The organism is Streptomyces sp. AV19 (assembly GCF_015999245.1).
Classification (GTDB): Bacteria; Actinomycetota; Actinomycetes; order Streptomycetales; family Streptomycetaceae; genus Streptomyces.
The window spans coordinates 503633-519309 of the sequence record NZ_JAEAMR010000003.1 but is presented as its reverse complement, the minus strand read 5'-3'; the positions used below and the strand labels follow the sequence as shown (position 1 = coordinate 519309).

Below are 15677 nucleotides of genomic sequence, written 5' to 3'. Positions count from 1 at the left end.
GGCCCGCCGCGTCCCGGGCCACGGCGTCGACGCTGTAGCGGGCGGCGAGCGCGACCCCCAGACGGGCTGAATTTCAGCCCGTCTGGGGGTGCCCCCTCTGGGGGAGCTTGAGGACAGCGCCCGAAGGGCGCTTCAGGGGTCCGGGGGGCGAAGCCCCCGGTGGGGTGCAGGGGCGAAGCCCCGCTCACCGCGCGGAGCGCGGTCCGGGCCCGGGGCCTGCCCCGGAAGAAACGGTGAAAGGGCGGGGCTGGGGCACCCCCCTCACCCCCGCGCCCGCGCAGCCCGCGCCACCGCCACCACCGCCTTCTCCAGCGCGTACTCCGGGTCGTCCCCGCCGCCCTTCACCCCCGCGTCCGCCTCCGCGACGGCACGCAGCGCCGTCGCCACGCCGTCCGCCGTCCAGCCGCGCATCTGCTGCCGCACCCGGTCGATCTTCCATGGCGGCATGCCGAGCTCGCGCGCCAGGTCCCCGGGGCGGGCGCCGCGCGGTGCGGAGGCCAGCTTGCCGATCGAGCGGACGCCCTGCGCGAGCGCGCTGGTGATCAGGACGGGGGCGACACCGGTGGCCATCGCCCAGCGGAGGGCCTCCAGGGCCTCGGCGGCCCGGCCCTCCACCGCGCGGTCCGCCACGGTGAAGCTGGACGCCTCGGCCCGGCCCGTGTAGTAGCGGCCGACGACGGACTCGTCGATCACGCCCTCGATGTCGGCCACCAGCTGCGCGCAGGCGCTCGCCAGCTCGCGCAGATCGCTGCCGATGGCATCCACCAGGGTCTGGCACGCCTCCGGCGTCGCGGAGCGGCCGGCCGCGCGGAACTCACCCCGGACGAACGCCAGCCGGTCCGCCGGCTTGGTCATCTTCGGGCAGGCGACCTCCCGGGCGCCGGCCTTGCGGGCGGCGTCCAGCAGGCCCTTGCCCTTGGCGCCACCGGCGTGCAGCAGCACGAGGGTGATCTCCTCGGCGGGCACCCCGAGGTACGCCTTCACGTCCTTGACCGTGTCCGCCGAGAGGTCCTGCGCGTTGCGCACGATCACGACCTTGCGCTCGGCGAACAGCGACGGGCTGGTCAGCTCGGCGAGGGTGCCGGGCTGAAGGGCGTCGGGGGTGAGGTCGCGGACGTCGGTGTCCGCGTCGGCCGCGCGGGCGGCCGACACCACCTCCTGTACCGCGCGGTCGAGGAGGAGATCCTCCTGGCCCACGGCAAGGGTCACGGGAGCGAGAACGTCGTCGGTTGCAGTCTTCCTGGCCATCGCGTCCAGCATCCCACGCGGCACCGACACCCCCCTCCGGCGCGGTCCGCACCCTGTCGCACAATGAGCGGGTGAGCAGTGCTTCCTCTCCTTCCAATCCTTCCTCTCCCTCCGGTCCTTCCGGTCCTTCCGGTCCTTCCGACGCCGTGCGTCCCGCCCACCGTCGCCACCTGCTGGTGCTCCCCGACCGGGACGCCGCCGAGGAGGCGGCCGAGCTGGCCGGGCGGCGTTTCGGCCTGGGCGAGGACCCGCAGATCGTCCGCGAGGCCCTGGCCGGGGAGGACGACGCGGAGGACGCCCAGTGGCTGGTGGTCCTGGAGGACCCGGACGGCGCGCTGGACACGACGGCCCTGCGCGAGCTGGCCGAGGAGTACGAGGGCTGGGTCGAGGCGGAGTGACCGCCCGGCTCATCCCCGGCGTCCCCGGCATCCCGGGCGGCCGGTGGCCGGCGTCCGGGCCGCCCAGGACGGCGGTGGCCGTCCCCGTGACGGCGACCGGGCCGTCGGTGTCGGTGCGCAGCACCGCCGCGCCCCCGGCGCGCAGCGCGGCGAGCGTGCGCGGGGCCGGGTGCCCATAGGGGTTTCCGCTGCCCGCCGACACCACGGCGAGCCGCGGGGCGAGCCGGCTCGTCAGCTCCGGGTCCTGGTGGGCGGAGCCGTGGTGGGCGACCTTGAGGACGTCGACCGGGGGCAGCTCGGGGTGCGCGGCCAGGAGGGCGTGCTGAGCGGGCGGTTCGAGATCGCCCAGCAGGAGCACGGTCAGGCCGGCGGTGCGCACCAGGAGGGTGACGCTGGCGTCGTTGGGGCCGGTCTCCGCCTCCGGTACGGCCCCGGGGGCCGGGGGCCAGAGCACCTCCCAGGACAGCCGGCCGAGGTGCCGGCGCTCGCCCGGGGTGACGGTGACCAGCGGGACGTGGGCGCGCCCGGCCTCGCGCCGGACGAACGCGGCCTGTTCCGCGGGCTCTTGGAGCAGGGTGCCCTCGATGGCCCCGACCGGCCTGCCGCGCAGCACGCCGGACAGCCCGTCCACGTGATCGGCGTGGTAATGCGTCAGCACCAACAGCGGCACCGTCTCCACGCCGAGTGTGCGCAGGCAGCGGTCCACGGACCTGGGTTCGGGGCCCGCGTCGACGACGAGGGCGGCGCCGTCGCCCGCGGCCAGTGCCAGCGCGTCGCCCTGGCCCACGTCACACGCGGCGAACCGCCAGTCGGGCGGGGGCCAGCCGGTGACCGCCCGGTCCAGCGGGGCCGGGCGCAGGACCGCCAGGGCAAGCAGCAGCGCGCAGGCCGCGCACGCCCACCGGCCGGGGCGCCCGTGCCGCAGCAGGCGGCGGGCGGCGAACACCGCGCACACCGTGACCACGGCCATCAGCAGCGCTCCGGGCCAGCCGTCGGGCCAGCCCAGCTCCGCCCCGGGGAGGGCCGCGCCGGTGCGGGCCACCCCGGCCGTCCAGGCGGCGGGCCAGCCGGCGAGCCACGCGAGTGCGTGGGCGACGAGCGGGGCGAGCGGGGCGGTCAGCAGGGCCGCGAAGCCGAGGACGGTGGCCGGGGCGACCGCGAGCTCCGCCAGCAGGTTGCAGGGAACGGCGACCAGGCTCACCCGCGACGACAGCACGACGATCACCGGCGCGCACACGGCCTGCGCGGCGGCGGCCGCCGCGAGCGCCTCGGCGGCCCTCGGCGGGATCCCGCGCCGCCGCAGGGACTTCGCCCAGCGCGGGGCGATCGTCAGCAGCGCGCCGGTGGCCAGCACCGAGAGCAGGAACCCGTAACTGCGCGCCAGCCACGGGTCGTAGAGCACCAGCGCCAGAACGGCCGCCGCGAGGGCGGGCAGCAGGGTGCGGCGCCGTCCCGTGCCGAGCGCCAGCAGGGTCACCAGACCGCAGGCGGCCGCCCGCAGCACGCTCGGCTCGGGGCGGCAGACCACGACGAACCCGAGCACCAGCGCCCCGCCCGCGACCGCCGTCCAGCGCAGCGGGATGCCCAGCCGGGCGGCCGCGCCCCGGCGTTCGGCCCGCGCGGCGAGGTGGGGCGGGCCGATCAGCAGGGCGAGCAGGATGGTCAGGTTGCTTCCGGAAACGGCCAGCAGGTGCGTGAGGTCCGTGGCCCGGAAGGCGTCGTCGAGGTCGGGCGGGATGCGTGAGGTGTCGCCGACGACCAGCCCGGGGAGCAGCGCCCGGGCGTCCGGCGCGAGCCCGTCGGTGGCCGTGCGCAGCCCCTCCCGCAGCCGGGACGCCGCCCGTTGGAGGGCCGTGGGCGGCCCGGTGACGCGGGGCGGCCCGTGGTCGCCGACGCGGAGGACGGCCGCGGGCCGGTCCCCGTCGTGGGCGGGCGGCGCGAGCCGGCCGGAGGCCCTGAGCCGGGTGGAGGGCAGCAGCCCGCCCCAGTCGGGCGGGGCGATGATCAGGACGGGCGTGCGGACGGCCGTGGCCCCGCCCGTCCCGGTGGTGACCCGGGTCGCCTCCGCCTCGACCGCGACCGCCGGGGCGGTGCGGGCCGCGCCTCGGACGTGCGGACGGACGGCCCGGGGGTCCTCGGTGACGGTCACGTCGAGCGTGGCCGACGCGTAGTGCCGCGCGAGCTCGGGCACGGGACCGCGCCGCGTGTCGGCCGCCCGCAGCGCCGCCGTGGCCGCGCCGGCCGCCCCGCACAGCAGCACCGCGGCGAGGGCCACCGCCACGGGCCCGGCGGGCCGCCGTCGCGCGCCGAGGGCCAGGCAGCAGACCGCCGACAGCGCCAGCGCGCAGCACACCGCGGCCGTGCCGCCGTCCGCCGTCAGCGCCACCGCCGCTCCGGCCCAGGCGGCCAGGGCGGGGACCAGCAGGCGCAGGTCCGCCGGGCGGGCGGGGACTTCCGCGTCGCCGGTGCCGTGGTCCGGGGAGGGCGGGCGGTTCACGGCTGGACCAGGGATCTCAGGTCCGCGAAGCGGCGGGCGCCGATGCCGTTGACCCGGCGGAGCTCCTCCACCGAGCGGAAACCGCCGTGCTCCGTGCGGTAGTCGACGATGTGCCGGGCGAGGACCGGGCCCACGCCCGGCAGCGCGTCGAGCTGTTCCGCGGTCGCGGAGTTGAGGCTGACCTGGCCGCCGCCCGCGCCCGGCTGCGCCGGCCCTCCGGCCGGACTTGCCCCCGGGGCGGGCGCGTTGGGCGGGGCGCCGACCACGATCTGCTCGCCGTCGGCGAGGAAGCGCGCGCGGTTGAGGCCCGTCAGGTCGACGCCCGGGCTCGGACCGCCGGCCGCGTCCAGGGCGTCGACGACCCGTGATCCGGGCGGAAGCCGCCGGATGCCCGGGTGGCGCACCTTGCCGGAGACGTCCACCACCACGCCCTTGGCCGTCGGCGCGGGAGGAGCGGGCGGGGCAAGCGGTACCGGCGCGCGCGCCGCCGCGGCGACAGCGGTCTCCCGGGCGGGCGCCCGGACCGTCTGAGGCCGCCCCGTCCAGAAGTGGTACGCGGCGAAGACGCCCGCGGCGGCCAGCACGACCGCCAGCGCGGCGAGGGTCTTCGGCTCGACGCCGCAGCGCAATTGGGCCCACAGCACCAGCCGGCGGACCCCGCCCGGCGGGTCCGCGCCCCCGGACGGGCCTCGAACGGCCCGCTGCCCGGCCGCCGGGCCCGCGCGTCCAGCCCCCGTCACAGATCCACCCCCGCCCGCGGTCGCATGCCCGCCCCGAACCCGCCGCCTTGAGCGGCCCGGCGGACGGTCCCGGGCAGCCGCGACCGCAGCGGCACCGCCGGGGGCCCGGGCAGACGCTCGGTGCGGCGTCCCGCCGAGGCTGCCCATGGCCCCCGCCCCCACCAGCAGCGCGGCACGCTCGGCAACGGCGGGCGCAGTCGGCGACGAGGCAGAAACAGGCACAGTCGGCGATGAAGGCGATGAAGCGGAAGGCAATGAAGTGGAAGCCGGCACGGAAGCGGATGTCGATGCGCGCAACGAGGAGTTCGTCAGCGAGGAGTTCGTCATGGAGCGTGACGCTAGACGCCCCCGCCCACCCCCGCTGATCAAGCTCAATTCCCGTGGAAAACCCCGGCATTGTGGATAACTCCGTCACCCGCCCGAGGGGCCCCCGCCCTACCGCGGTGACACCACCACGCCCAGCAGCCCCGGCCCCGTGTGCGCCCCGATGACCGCCCCGACCTCGCTCACATGCAGCTCCCCCAGCCCCGGCAGCCGTTCCCGCAACCGCTCCGCGAGCAGGGCCGCGCGCTCGGGGGCGGCCAGGTGGTGCACCGCGACGTCGACCGACACCGCACCGGCCCGCTCGACGGCGACCTCCTCCAGGCGGGCGATGGCCTTGGACGCCGTGCGCACCTTCTCGCGCAGTTCGATGCGGCCGCCCTCCAGCTGGAGCAGCGGCTTGACGGCCAGCGCCGAGCCCAGCAGGGCCTGCGCGGCCCCGATGCGGCCGCCCCTGCGCAGGTAGTCGAGCGTGTCGACGTAGAAGTAGGCCGCGGTGCCCTGGGCACGCTTCTCGGCGGCGGCCACCACCTCGTCGAGGGTGCCGCCCGCCTGCGCCGCCTCGGCGGCGGCCAGGGCGCAGAAGCCCAGCGCCATCGCGACCATGCCGGTGTCCACCACACGCACCGGGACGGGCGCCTCGCGCGCCGCGAGCACGGCCGCGTCGTAGGTGCCGGAGAACTCGGCGGACAGGTGCAGGGAGACGATCGCCTCGGCCCCGGCCTCGGCCGCCGCGCGGTACGCGCCCGCGAAGACCTCGGGGGCGGGCCGGGACGTGGTCACCGGCCGCCGCTTCTGGAGCGCCTGGGCGACCGACCGGGCCGAGACCTCGGTGCCCTCCTCGAGCGCCACGTCACCCAGGACCACCGTGAGCGGTACGGCCGTGATGCCGTGCCGCTCCATCGCCTGCGGCGGCAGATAGGCCGTGGAATCGGTGACGATGGCGACATGGCGGGACATGCCCCGGAGGTTACCCGCCCCGCACCCGGCCGGGCGGCCCGGCCTCGAAGATGATCGTTTCAGACCGAGGACGGCCGCGGAAGAGGGACCGCAACCGAACCGGTCAACTCGCGCTCTTCTTCTGCCACTTCCCCTGGAGCCGGCCGCTCTCCCAGGGACGGTCGCCCTCCTGCCACGGCTGCCGCCCCGCTATCGAGGGCCGCTCCGCGCCGGGCGCCGGGGACGGCGTCGACGGCCCGGACGAGGCCGGAGCCCCCGAGGCCCTTGCGTTCCCCGAGACCTCCGACGCCCCCGAGACCCCCGACGTCCCCGAAGCCCCCGGCTCCTCCGCGTCCACCGGCATCCAGTGCCGCAGCGCCCCCGCCTCCATCCGGATCTGCTCGTCCAGATCCGCCAGGTCGTCGTCCGAGAACCGCCGCGCCCGGTCCTGCGCGGCCCATCGCAGGGAGTCCGCCGAGTGCCGGATGCGCTCGGTGCGCTCGCGCAGGGCGGGCAGGCTCTCCCGCACCCGCTCGGCGCTGGGCTCGGTCTCCAGCCGCCGCAGCTCCTCGTCCAACTCGCGGCCGTGCGCGCTCAGCCGCTCGAAGAGGGCCAGGGATTCGGACAGCGACGGGTCCTCCCGGACGCCCAGCCGCAGCGCGTCCTGGGTGGCCCGCATCGTCGTGCGCAGGGACAGCCGCAGCTGGGCCACCTCGCCCCCGGCGCCCGGCTGGACGTACCGCCGGGCCTTGAGCCGGGTGTCCTCCACCGTGCGCCGGGCCTCGGTGACCGTGCGGTCCACCCCGCGCTTGACGGCCTTCACGGCCTTGACCGTGGCGACGACCCCGAGGGCGACCAGCACCGCGAAGATCAGGGCGATGATCACGGCCGCGGCTTCCATGGGCGCTCCTCGACAGGATTCGGTTCGGCGGGGTTCAGGGGTTCATGAGGCACCTCTCCACCGTAAACGGCACGGGCAGGCCGTGGGTTCCAAAGGAACCCCCAACCTGCCCGCAACCGCCCCGTAAGGGGAAGCCGACGCCGCCACGAACCGAAGCGCTACAAACCGAAACCGCTACGCCGGAACGATGTTCACCAGCTTCGGCGCCCGCACGATGACCTTGCGGATGCCCGCGCCGCCCAGCGCCGCGACCACCGCCGGGTCGGCCAGCGCCGTCTTCTCCAGCTCCTCCTCGGAGATGGACGGCGGCACCTCCAGCCGCGCCTTGACCTTGCCCTTGATCTGGACGACGCAGGTGACGGCCTCGTCGACCAGGTACGCCGGGTCGGCCACCGGGAAGTCCCGGTGCACGACCGACTCGGAGTGGCCCAGCCGGTGCCACAGCTCCTCGGCGGCGTGCGGGGCCAGCGGCGCGAACAGCAGCACCAGCCGCTCGGCGACCGAACGCGGCACCTCGGCCAGCTTGGTGACGTGGTTGTTCAGCTCCGTCACCTTGGCGATGGCGGTGTTGAAGCGCAGGTTCGCCATGTCCTGGCCCACGCCGTCGATGGTCTTGTGCAGGACGCGCAGCGTCGCCTCGTCGGGCTCGGCGTCGACGACCGTGACCTCACCGGTGCCCTCGTCCACCACGTTGCGCCACAGGCGCTGCAGCAGCCGGTACTGGCCGACGACGGCACGGGTGTCCCAGGGGCGGGAGACGTCCAGGGGGCCCATGGCCATCTCGTACAGGCGCAGCGTGTCGGCGCCGTACTCGGCGCAGATCTCGTCCGGAGTGACCGCGTTCTTCAGGGACTTGCCCATCTTGCCGAGCAGCCGGCCGACCTTCTCGCCGTTGTAGTAGAAGGCGCCGTCGCGCTCCTCGACCTCGGCGGCCGGCACGGCGATGCCGCGGGCGTCGCGGTACACGTACGCCTGGATCATGCCCTGGTTGAAGAGCTTGTGGAACGGCTCGGCCGAGGAGACGTGCCCCAGGTCGAAGAGGACCTTGGACCAGAAGCGCGCGTACAGCAGGTGCAGCACGGCGTGCTCGGCGCCGCCGACGTACAGGTCCACGCCGCCGTGCGGCTTGTCCGCGCGCGGGCCCATCCAGTAGCGCTCGGCCTCGGCGGAGACCAGCCGCTCGTCGTTGTGCGGGTCCAGGTAGCGCAGCTCGTACCAGCACGAACCGGCCCAGTTGGGCATGGTGTTGGTCTCGCGGCGGTACGTCTTCACGCCGTCGCCGAGGTCCAGCTCGACGTTGACCCAGTCCTCGTTGCGGGACAGCGGGGTCTCCGGCTCGGTGTCGGCGTCGTCCGGGTCGAAGGTGCGCGGGGCGTAGTCCTCGACCTCGGGCAGCTCCAGCGGGAGCATCGACTCGGGCAGTCCGCGCGCGACGCCGTCCTCGCCGTAGACGATCGGGAAGGGCTCGCCCCAGTACCGCTGGCGGCTGAACAGCCAGTCGCGCAGGCGGAAGTTGACGGTGCCCTCGCCGATGCCCTTCTCGGTGAGCCAGGCGGCCATGCGGGTCTTGGCCTCGGGGACGACCAGGCCGTCCAGCGAGACCTCCGGGCCGGCCGAGTTGATGATCTCGGCCTCGTAGGAGTCGAAGGAGTCGGCCCAGGCGGACGGGTCGGTGCCGCGGTCGTCACAGGGCTGCACGACGCAGCGCATCGGCAGGTCGAAGGCGCGGGCGAAGGCGAAGTCGCGGCTGTCGTGGGCGGGGACGGCCATGATGGCGCCGGTGCCGTAGCCCATCAGCACGTAGTCGGCGACGAAGACCGGGAGCTTCTCGCCGCTGACCGGGTTGACCGCGTACGCGCCGGTGAAGACGCCGGTCTTCTCCTTGGCGTCGGCCTGCCGCTCGACGTCGGACTTGGCGGCGGCCTCCTTGCGGTAGGCGGCGACGGCCTCGGCCGGGGTGGCCTGCCCGCCGGTCCAGTCCTCGTGGGTGCCCTCGGGCCAGGCGGCCGGGACGATCGAGCCGTGATCGTCACCGGTGACCAGCGGGTGCTCGGGCGCCAGGACGAGGTAGGTGGCACCGAAGAGGGTGTCGTGGCGGGTGGTGAAGACGGTGGCCTTGGCGTCCGGGCGGCCGTCGATCGCGAAGTCGACGTGGGCGCCCTCACTGCGGCCGATCCAGTTGCGCTGCTGGAGCTTGATGGCCTCGGGCCAGTCCAGCGCGTCCAGGTCGTCGAGCAGACGGTCGCCGTAGGCGGTGATCCGCATGTTCCACTGGCGCAGCTTGGACTTGAAGACCGGGAAGTTGCCGCGCTCGGAGCGGCCGTCGGCGGTGACCTCCTCGTTGGCCAGGACGGTGCCCAGGCCGGGGCACCAGTTCACCGGCGCCTCGGAGGCGTAGGCCAGCCGGTACTCGCCCAGCACGGCGTCGCGCTCGACGGCGCTCAGCCCGCCCCAGGGGCGGCCGTCGGGGGTCGCGCGCTCACCGGACTCGAACTGCGCCACCAGCTCGGCGATCGGCCGGGCCTTCTTCGCCTCCGGGTCGAACCAGGAGTTGAAGATCTGCAGGAAGATCCACTGGGTCCACTTGTAGTACTCGGGGTCGATCGTCGCGAACGAGCGGCGCTTGTCGTGCCCCAGGCCCAGGCGGCGCAGCTGCGCCTTCATGTTCTCCATGTTGGCCTCGGTCGACACCCGGGGGTGGGTGCCGGTCTGCACCGCGTACTGCTCGGCGGGCAGGCCGAAGGCGTCGAAGCCGAGGGTGTGCAGGACGTTGTGGCCGGTCATGCGGTGGTAGCGCGCGGTCACGTCGGTGGCGATGTAGCCCAGCGGGTGGCCCACGTGCAGACCGGCGCCCGACGGGTACGGGAACATGTCCATGATGAACTTGCGGGGGCGCGCCACCACCTCGGGGTCGCCGCCCAGCTCGCCGTCGGGGTTGGGCGCCTCGTACGTGCCCTCGGTGTCCCAGACGTCCTGCCAGCGTGCCTCGATGTCGGCGGCCAGCGCGGCCGTGTAGCGGTGCGGGGCAGCCACCTCGGCGCCGGTAGTGGTCTCGCTCATCGTCCTCAAAGCTCCATCGATCGTCGTCTCTGCCTGCGGAAGCGCGTCCCGGGGGCCCGCAAACGGCCGTTCCCCGGAAACGAAAAAGCCCCTCGCACAGGAGGGGACGCCGCGCCGATTCCGACCGGAGGCCACCGGTCGGGACTGATCAGCGCGGCTCGCTAAGCAGGAGGCGTACGGCACGCATGGGCCCAGGTTACCGCAGGGGTGCCGGGACCCGCACCGAGGTGCGGGCCCCGGGGACGCCCGGTGCCGGGCCCGCGGGATGTACGAGGTCACGTACCCATCGGCCGGGGAGCCGACGCCGGTGACGCCGCCGTGGCCGACGGCCGCGGAGAGCGAGCTGTCGGAACCCATGCATGCCGCGCGGCGAGACGGTGGTGCCGTCCTCGGCGTCGACGCCGTTGACGAAGCCGGCGCGGACGTTGCACGGCGCCCGAACTGGCGCTTGAACATGGGCACTTGACCCACGCGGGCGATCTCACCGGTGGCTCGTGCCACCACAGTGGACATACGAGAACGGGCCGCCCTCGCGGGCGACCCGTTCATCTCCTGTGGAGCTAAGGAGAATTGAACTCCTGACCTCCTGCATGCCATGCAGGCGCTCTACCAACTGAGCTATAGCCCCTTGTTTTCTTGTCCCGCCCGGGCCCCCGGTCCGTTTCCGGCCGGTCTCCCTGGCGACACCCAGAACATTACACGGCTCCCGACCGGAGCCCAAATCGATTGACGCGGCGCCCGAATCGACCCGATTTGCCCGACAGGGCGGGGCTCCTCACCAGGACTCCCCACCAGGGCCCCTCACCAAGGCCCCTCACGCCGTGGCGAAGGAGTAGAACCGCTTCAGCGCGCAGTGCTCGTCGAGCAACCGCCCGTAGATCGGCTCGCCCTCCAGCTCGCGGTAGGTCTCGATGGGGTCGCCTTTTATGATCAGCGCCCGGGCGCACTCGACGCACCAGTACTGGTAGTCGGCGTTGACCGGGTCCATGTCGCGGACGATGGGCGTACCGCTGCCGCACCAGTCGCACTTCCGGCTGTGTGCACCCATTCACTCAGCTCCAGCTGTGGCCGCAGGCCGTGCAGACGTACGAAACACCGCCGTTGTCGCCGAGCACCTGGGCCACGTGAGCGGATCCACAAGCCGGGCACTGGAGGGCGGTCGCTCCGGGAAGGCCGCGGGTCCCCGCGGGAACACACACCGGCATGTCTCTTTCCCTCCCCTTCACCCCGTCCGCGCCCGGCCGTCCGATTCTGCCACGGGACGGGTGTCCGGGTCAGTGCCCCCGGCACATGAGGAACACCCCCGTCCGCCTGCGCCAACCCCACGGCCGACGGCGACGGTTGGATCCCGGTCCCGGGAAAGCGACGGAAAAGCGAAGATCCCGCCCCTCCGATAGGAGGGACGGGATCGTTCCGTTCTGTGGAGCTAAGGAGAATTGAACTCCTGACCTCCTGCATGCCATGCAGGCGCTCTACCAACTGAGCTATAGCCCCGCTGTTCTCGGTTTCCCCGGAGGTTTCCCTCCGCGTTCCCCGCGAACAAGAAGAACTTTAGCCTGTGACCTGCCCGAATGGGAAATCGGGCCGGAGCGGGCCCGCGGGCCGTCCCCGGAGCGCTCAGTCGTCGTCGCCGAGGACCGGCTCCGGCAGCGTGCCGGCGTTGTGCTCCAGCAGGCGCCAGCCGCGCGCGCCCTCGCCCAGGACGGACCAGCAGCAGTTGCTGAGGCCGCCCAGTGCCTCCCACGAGTGGGACTCCAGGCCGAGCAGCCGCCCGATCGTGGTGCGGATGGTGCCGCCGTGGCTGACCACGACGAGGGTGCCGCCGTCCGGCAGCTTCTCGGCGTGCGACAGGACCACCGGCGCGGCCCGGTCGGCCACCTCGGTCTCCAGCTCGCCGCCACCGCGCCGCACGGGCTCGCCGCGCTTCCACGCCGCGTACTGCTCGCCGTACCGCTCGATGATCTCGTCGTGCGTCAGGCCCTGCCAGGCCCCGGCGTAGGTCTCGCGCAGCGCGGCGTCGCCCGCGACCGCCAGACCGGTGAGCGCGGACAGCTCGGCGGCGGTGGCGGACGCCCGGCGGAGGTCGGAGGCGACGATGGCGTCGGGCTTCATGGCCGCGAGCAGCCGGGCCGCCCGCCGGGCCTGGGCGAGGCCCGTGCCGGTCAGCTCGATGTCCGTGGTGCCCTGGAAGCGGCGCTCCACGTTCCAGGCCGTCTGACCGTGCCGCCACAGCACGACGCGGCGGCCCCGGCCGCCCGCGCTGCCGTTCAGCTCAGGTCTCCGTCCAGACTCTCCCGGGCCTCCAGGGCGCGGGCGTGCTCCTCGGCCTTGCCGCGGGTGGCGACCGCGTCGGCGGGGAGGCCGATCTCGGGGCAGTCCTTCCACAGCCGCTCCAGCGCGTAGAAGACGCGCTCCTCGCTGTGCTGGACGTGCACGACGATGTCGACGTAGTCGAGGAGCACCCAGCGGGCGTCGCGGTCGCCCTCGCGGCGGACCGGCTTGGCGCCGAGGTCCTTCAGCAGCCGCTCCTCGATCTCGTCGACGATCGACTTGACCTGGCGGTCGTTGGGGGCCGAGGCCAGCAGGAAGGCGTCGGTGATCGACAGCACGTCGCTGACGTCGTACGCGATGATGTCGTGCGCGAGCTTGTCGGCGGCCGCCTGGGCGGCGGCCTGGATGAGCTCGATGGAGCGGTCCGTGGCGGTCACAAGCCATGCTTTCGGTAGGGGGTCCGTACCCGTCAAGGGTCTCACGACCGGCCACCGGATCTCCGGGGAGTTTTCCCCGGCCACCTCAAGGCCTCGCCTCAATGCCTCTCGGCGCTCACCCCTTGTAGTCCCTGCCCAGCACCACGGTGATGTCGGCGTTGGCCGCCACGTCGGAGCCACCGCCCTTGCGGACCGCGCCGGCGGGCAGCCCCAGGGTCTTGGCGACCTCCTTGGCGTCCGCCGCCCGCTTGTCGTCCGCGTAGAGGACCGCGGTGCGCGCCGTGGCCGGCGCCGTGCCGGCGTCGAGGAAGGTGTAGCCACCGTTGACCAGCGCGACCCGCGCGGCCCCGGCGCCCGTGGCGCCGCCGGTGGCGTTGCGCACCCCGACCCGGGGCGTCGCGTCGGCGCCGGCGTTCTTCACGGCCCCGCCGAGCACCTCCTTGACCAGGCCGTCCGCCTCCTGCCCGCCAAGCGTCCCGTCCTGCCGCACGGGCAGCAGGGCGGTGCGGTACGCGTCCGCCTTGGCCCGTTCCGCGAGCTGGGCCAGGGAGGCGCCGAGCTGCTGGACGGAGAGCGAGGGGTCGGGGATCTGGGCGAGCGTCTCGACGGTGGTGGTGGCCGCCCGGCCGTCGCTGGACAGCTTCTTCAGGACGGCCTGCATGACCTGGCCGAACCGGAGCAGCTGCTTGTCGGGCTCCTCGCCGGGCCCCCGGTAGGTGGCGTAGGCGACGGCGGTCTGGCCGTTGAGCGTCCGCCCGCCGCCCCGGCGCACCAGCGGGTTGTCGCCGGCCTTGGCCCCGGGGACGTCGGTGTCGGCGTCGACGGTGATGCCGCCGACGAGCTGGACCAGGTTCTCCAGGTAGGGCGTGTCGAGCCGCCAGCTGCCCTTGATCTGCGAGCCGAGCAGGGTGTTCAGGGCGTCGCGGGTGGCCCCGGTGCCGGCGTCCTGGACGGACTTGCCCAGGGTCGTGGAGCCGCCGCCGTCCTTGGTGACCGCGAGGGAGTTGGGCAGCAGGACGGCGGTGGCCTTCTTCGTCGTGGCGTTGTCCACCAGCAGCGCCGTCGAGCTGCCGCCGCCCTTGGTCTGCCGCAGGTGGACGACGATCACGTCGCGCTTCTGGCCGGCGGCGGCCTCGGGGCCGCCCCCGTCGTCACCGCCGGCGAGCAGCAGCCAGCCGACCACCGCGCCCACGACGAGGACGAGCGCCACCGCGAGGGCGACGAAGCGGTTGCGGCCCTTGCGCTTGCGCTCGTCGCGGCGCTCGGTGCGGCTCTCGGTGAACTTGAGCCAGTCGATGACGTCCTCGGAGTCCTCGTCCGGCGCCTCGACGAAGGAGAACTGCTCGGTGCGGTGGTCCGGGGCGGCGTCGGCGCCGTCCGGGGCCCGCCGCGGCTCGGGGACGGCGGCCGCGGGCTGCGGCGGCGCGGCCGCGGGCCCGGCCTGCTGCTGCGGGATCCACTCCTGCTGCGCGGTCTGCCGGGGGGCGGCCTGCTGCGCGGCGTACGGGTCGTAGGGGGCCTGCTGCTGCGCGGCCAGGGGCTGCCCGTAGGCGTCGTAGACCCGCTGCGGGTCGTCCGGGTGGTACACCGGCCGGCCGTAGGCGTCGTAGCCGTACACCTGCGGTGGTTGGGCGTACGGGTCGTGCGCGTACGGGTCCTGGCGGTCGTTCAACGGTGCCCCTCGATGCCACTGGAGCCGGGTGTCGGCCGGATGTCAGCCGTCGTGACGGTACAGCCTGCGCTTGGCGATGTAGCGCACGACACCGTCGGGCACCAGGTACCAGACGGGCTCGCCGTCGGCCACCCGTTCGCGGCAGTCGGACGAGGAGATGGCGAGCGCCGGGACCTCGACGAAGGAGACCCGGTCGTCGGGCAGGCCGGGGTTGGCCAGTATGTGACCGGGCCGGGTGACGCCGATGAAGTGGGCGAGGGAGAACAGCTCGTCCGTGTTGTGCCAGGTCAGGATCTGGGCCAGGGCGTCGGCGCCGGTGATGAAGAACAGATCCGCGTCGTCGTTGAGCGCGCGCAGGTCCCGCAGCGTGTCGACGGTGTACGTCGGGCCCCCGCGGTCGATGTCGATCCGGCTGACCGAGAACTGCGGGTTGGAGGCCGTGGCGATGACCGTCATCAGGTAGCGGTCCTCGGCGGGCGAGACGGCCTTGTGGCTCTTCTGCCAGGGCTCGCCGGTCGGCACGAAGACCACCTCGTCCAGGTGGAACTGCGAGGCGACCTCACTGGCGGCGACCAGGTGGCCGTGGTGGATCGGGTCGAACGTCCCGCCCATGACGCCGAGCCGCCGCTTCGCGGGCTCTGTCTGCTCTCCCATGCGTGCAGACCCTACTGGGCACGGCGGGACGCCGGCCCTCCGGGGAGGTCCGCCCGCCGGCCGCGTCAGCGGTCGCGGTTGAAGCGGGTGGTGATCCAGAGCATGAGCAGCAGGATGAGGAGGGCGGCACCGCCGGTCACGTAGGGGCTGAGACTCTCGTGGTTACCGCCGTGCTCGCTCTCGGAGGCGAGCGTGACCAGGGCCGAGTGGGCTGAGGTGAGGGACATCGTCGGCAGGACCTCTCCGGAGGCGATCGGTTGGAGACTTCTGCCACATCGTATGCGGTCCGGGATCAGCGCGGACCGGTGCCTCAGTCCTTGTCGGTCCTTGTCAGTCCTTGTCGCGCCGGTAGCCGCGCAGCAGCAGGTAGGCGACGAGCGGGACGCCGATCAGGGAGAGGAGGACGACGGTGCGCAGCACCGGGCCCGGGCCCCCCGAGGCGTGGACCTGGGTGACGGCCGGGGAGGCTGCGAGGTGGGTGAGACCCTGGAGAGCGGACATGCCTCCACGGTAGCGATGTCGGTGGTACGGCCTAGGGT

General features: G+C 74.0%; 13 protein-coding genes, 2 tRNA genes and 2 pseudogenes. 2 read left to right on the top strand and 15 right to left on the bottom strand.

Going from position 1 to position 15677, the window contains the following annotated elements; genetic code table 11:
• Positions 1-261 precede the first annotated feature (261 nt).
• Positions 262-1194: pseudogene (gene holA / locus I5Q34_RS34325) on the bottom strand (DNA polymerase III subunit delta); the annotation flags it as partial.
• Positions 1195-1394: 200 nt separating this feature from the next.
• Here holA and I5Q34_RS34320 point away from each other — a divergent pair.
• The gene (locus I5Q34_RS34320; protein WP_277965491.1) at positions 1395-1646 is read left to right on the top strand and encodes a hypothetical protein; all 252 of its coding nucleotides are present in this window, start codon (positions 1395-1397) and stop codon (positions 1644-1646) included.
• Between the two features lie 313 nt (positions 1647-1959).
• Here I5Q34_RS34320 and I5Q34_RS34315 read toward each other — a convergent pair.
• Together I5Q34_RS34315 and I5Q34_RS02355 are read right to left on the bottom strand one after the other, a co-directional pair.
• A pseudogene (locus tag I5Q34_RS34315) lies at positions 1960-3795 on the bottom strand (ComEC/Rec2 family competence protein); the annotation flags it as partial.
• 344 nt (positions 3796-4139) lie between these two features.
• Complete coding sequence (locus tag I5Q34_RS02355) at positions 4140-4883, bottom strand: helix-hairpin-helix domain-containing protein (protein WP_374192961.1); 744 nt, start codon at positions 4881-4883, stop codon at positions 4140-4142.
• A gap of 145 nt (positions 4884-5028) precedes the next feature.
• Here I5Q34_RS02355 and I5Q34_RS34310 point away from each other — a divergent pair, with 145 nt between their 5' ends.
• The gene (locus I5Q34_RS34310; RefSeq protein WP_234428441.1) at positions 5029-5289 is read left to right on the top strand and encodes a hypothetical protein; all 261 of its coding nucleotides are present in this window, start codon (positions 5029-5031) and stop codon (positions 5287-5289) included.
• Between the two features lie 29 nt (positions 5290-5318).
• Here the strand turns inward: I5Q34_RS34310 and I5Q34_RS02350 are convergent, their stop codons facing one another.
• From I5Q34_RS02350 to I5Q34_RS02295, 12 genes are all read right to left on the bottom strand, one after another.
• On the bottom strand, positions 5319-6164 hold the full coding sequence (locus tag I5Q34_RS02350) for a DegV family protein (protein WP_199890368.1): 846 nt from the start codon (positions 6162-6164) through the stop codon (positions 5319-5321).
• Positions 6165-6267: 103 nt separating this feature from the next.
• Positions 6268-7044, bottom strand: a complete 777-nt coding sequence (locus I5Q34_RS02345; RefSeq protein ID WP_199890367.1) for a hypothetical protein — start codon at positions 7042-7044, stop codon at positions 6268-6270.
• A gap of 174 nt (positions 7045-7218) precedes the next feature.
• A complete protein-coding gene (gene leuS, locus I5Q34_RS02340; protein WP_199890366.1) occupies positions 7219-10104 on the bottom strand; it encodes a leucine--tRNA ligase in 2886 nt (961 codons plus the stop codon).
• Positions 10105-10659: 555 nt separating this feature from the next.
• A tRNA-Ala gene (locus tag I5Q34_RS02335) sits at positions 10660-10732 on the bottom strand.
• A gap of 186 nt (positions 10733-10918) precedes the next feature.
• Entirely contained in the window at positions 10919-11152 is a 234-nt protein-coding gene (locus I5Q34_RS02330) for a hypothetical protein (RefSeq protein WP_199890365.1), read from the bottom strand.
• 373 nt (positions 11153-11525) lie between these two features.
• Positions 11526-11598 (bottom strand) — tRNA-Ala (locus tag I5Q34_RS02325).
• 123 nt (positions 11599-11721) lie between these two features.
• Positions 11722-12375 carry a histidine phosphatase family protein gene (locus I5Q34_RS02320; RefSeq protein ID WP_199890817.1) on the bottom strand — a complete coding sequence of 218 codons (654 nt, stop codon included), beginning with the start codon at positions 12373-12375 and terminating at the stop codon, positions 11722-11724.
• Positions 12372-12812, bottom strand: a complete 441-nt coding sequence (gene rsfS / locus I5Q34_RS02315; RefSeq protein WP_199890364.1) for a ribosome silencing factor — start codon at positions 12810-12812, stop codon at positions 12372-12374. Before rsfS ends, I5Q34_RS02320 begins: the two co-directional genes overlap by 4 nt.
• Before the next feature lie 115 nt (positions 12813-12927).
• A complete protein-coding gene (locus I5Q34_RS02310; RefSeq protein WP_199890363.1) occupies positions 12928-14484 on the bottom strand; it encodes an LCP family protein in 1557 nt (518 codons plus the stop codon).
• Positions 14485-14526: 42 nt separating this feature from the next.
• Positions 14527-15138 carry a nicotinate-nucleotide adenylyltransferase gene (gene nadD, locus I5Q34_RS02305; RefSeq protein WP_199890362.1) on the bottom strand — a complete coding sequence of 204 codons (612 nt, stop codon included), beginning with the start codon at positions 15136-15138 and terminating at the stop codon, positions 14527-14529.
• A gap of 65 nt (positions 15139-15203) precedes the next feature.
• Positions 15204-15365, bottom strand: a complete 162-nt coding sequence (locus I5Q34_RS02300) for a hypothetical protein (protein ID WP_199890361.1) — start codon at positions 15363-15365, stop codon at positions 15204-15206.
• A gap of 103 nt (positions 15366-15468) precedes the next feature.
• A complete protein-coding gene (locus tag I5Q34_RS02295; RefSeq protein ID WP_199890864.1) occupies positions 15469-15639 on the bottom strand; it encodes a hypothetical protein in 171 nt (56 codons plus the stop codon).
• Positions 15640-15677: the final 38 nt, after the last annotated feature.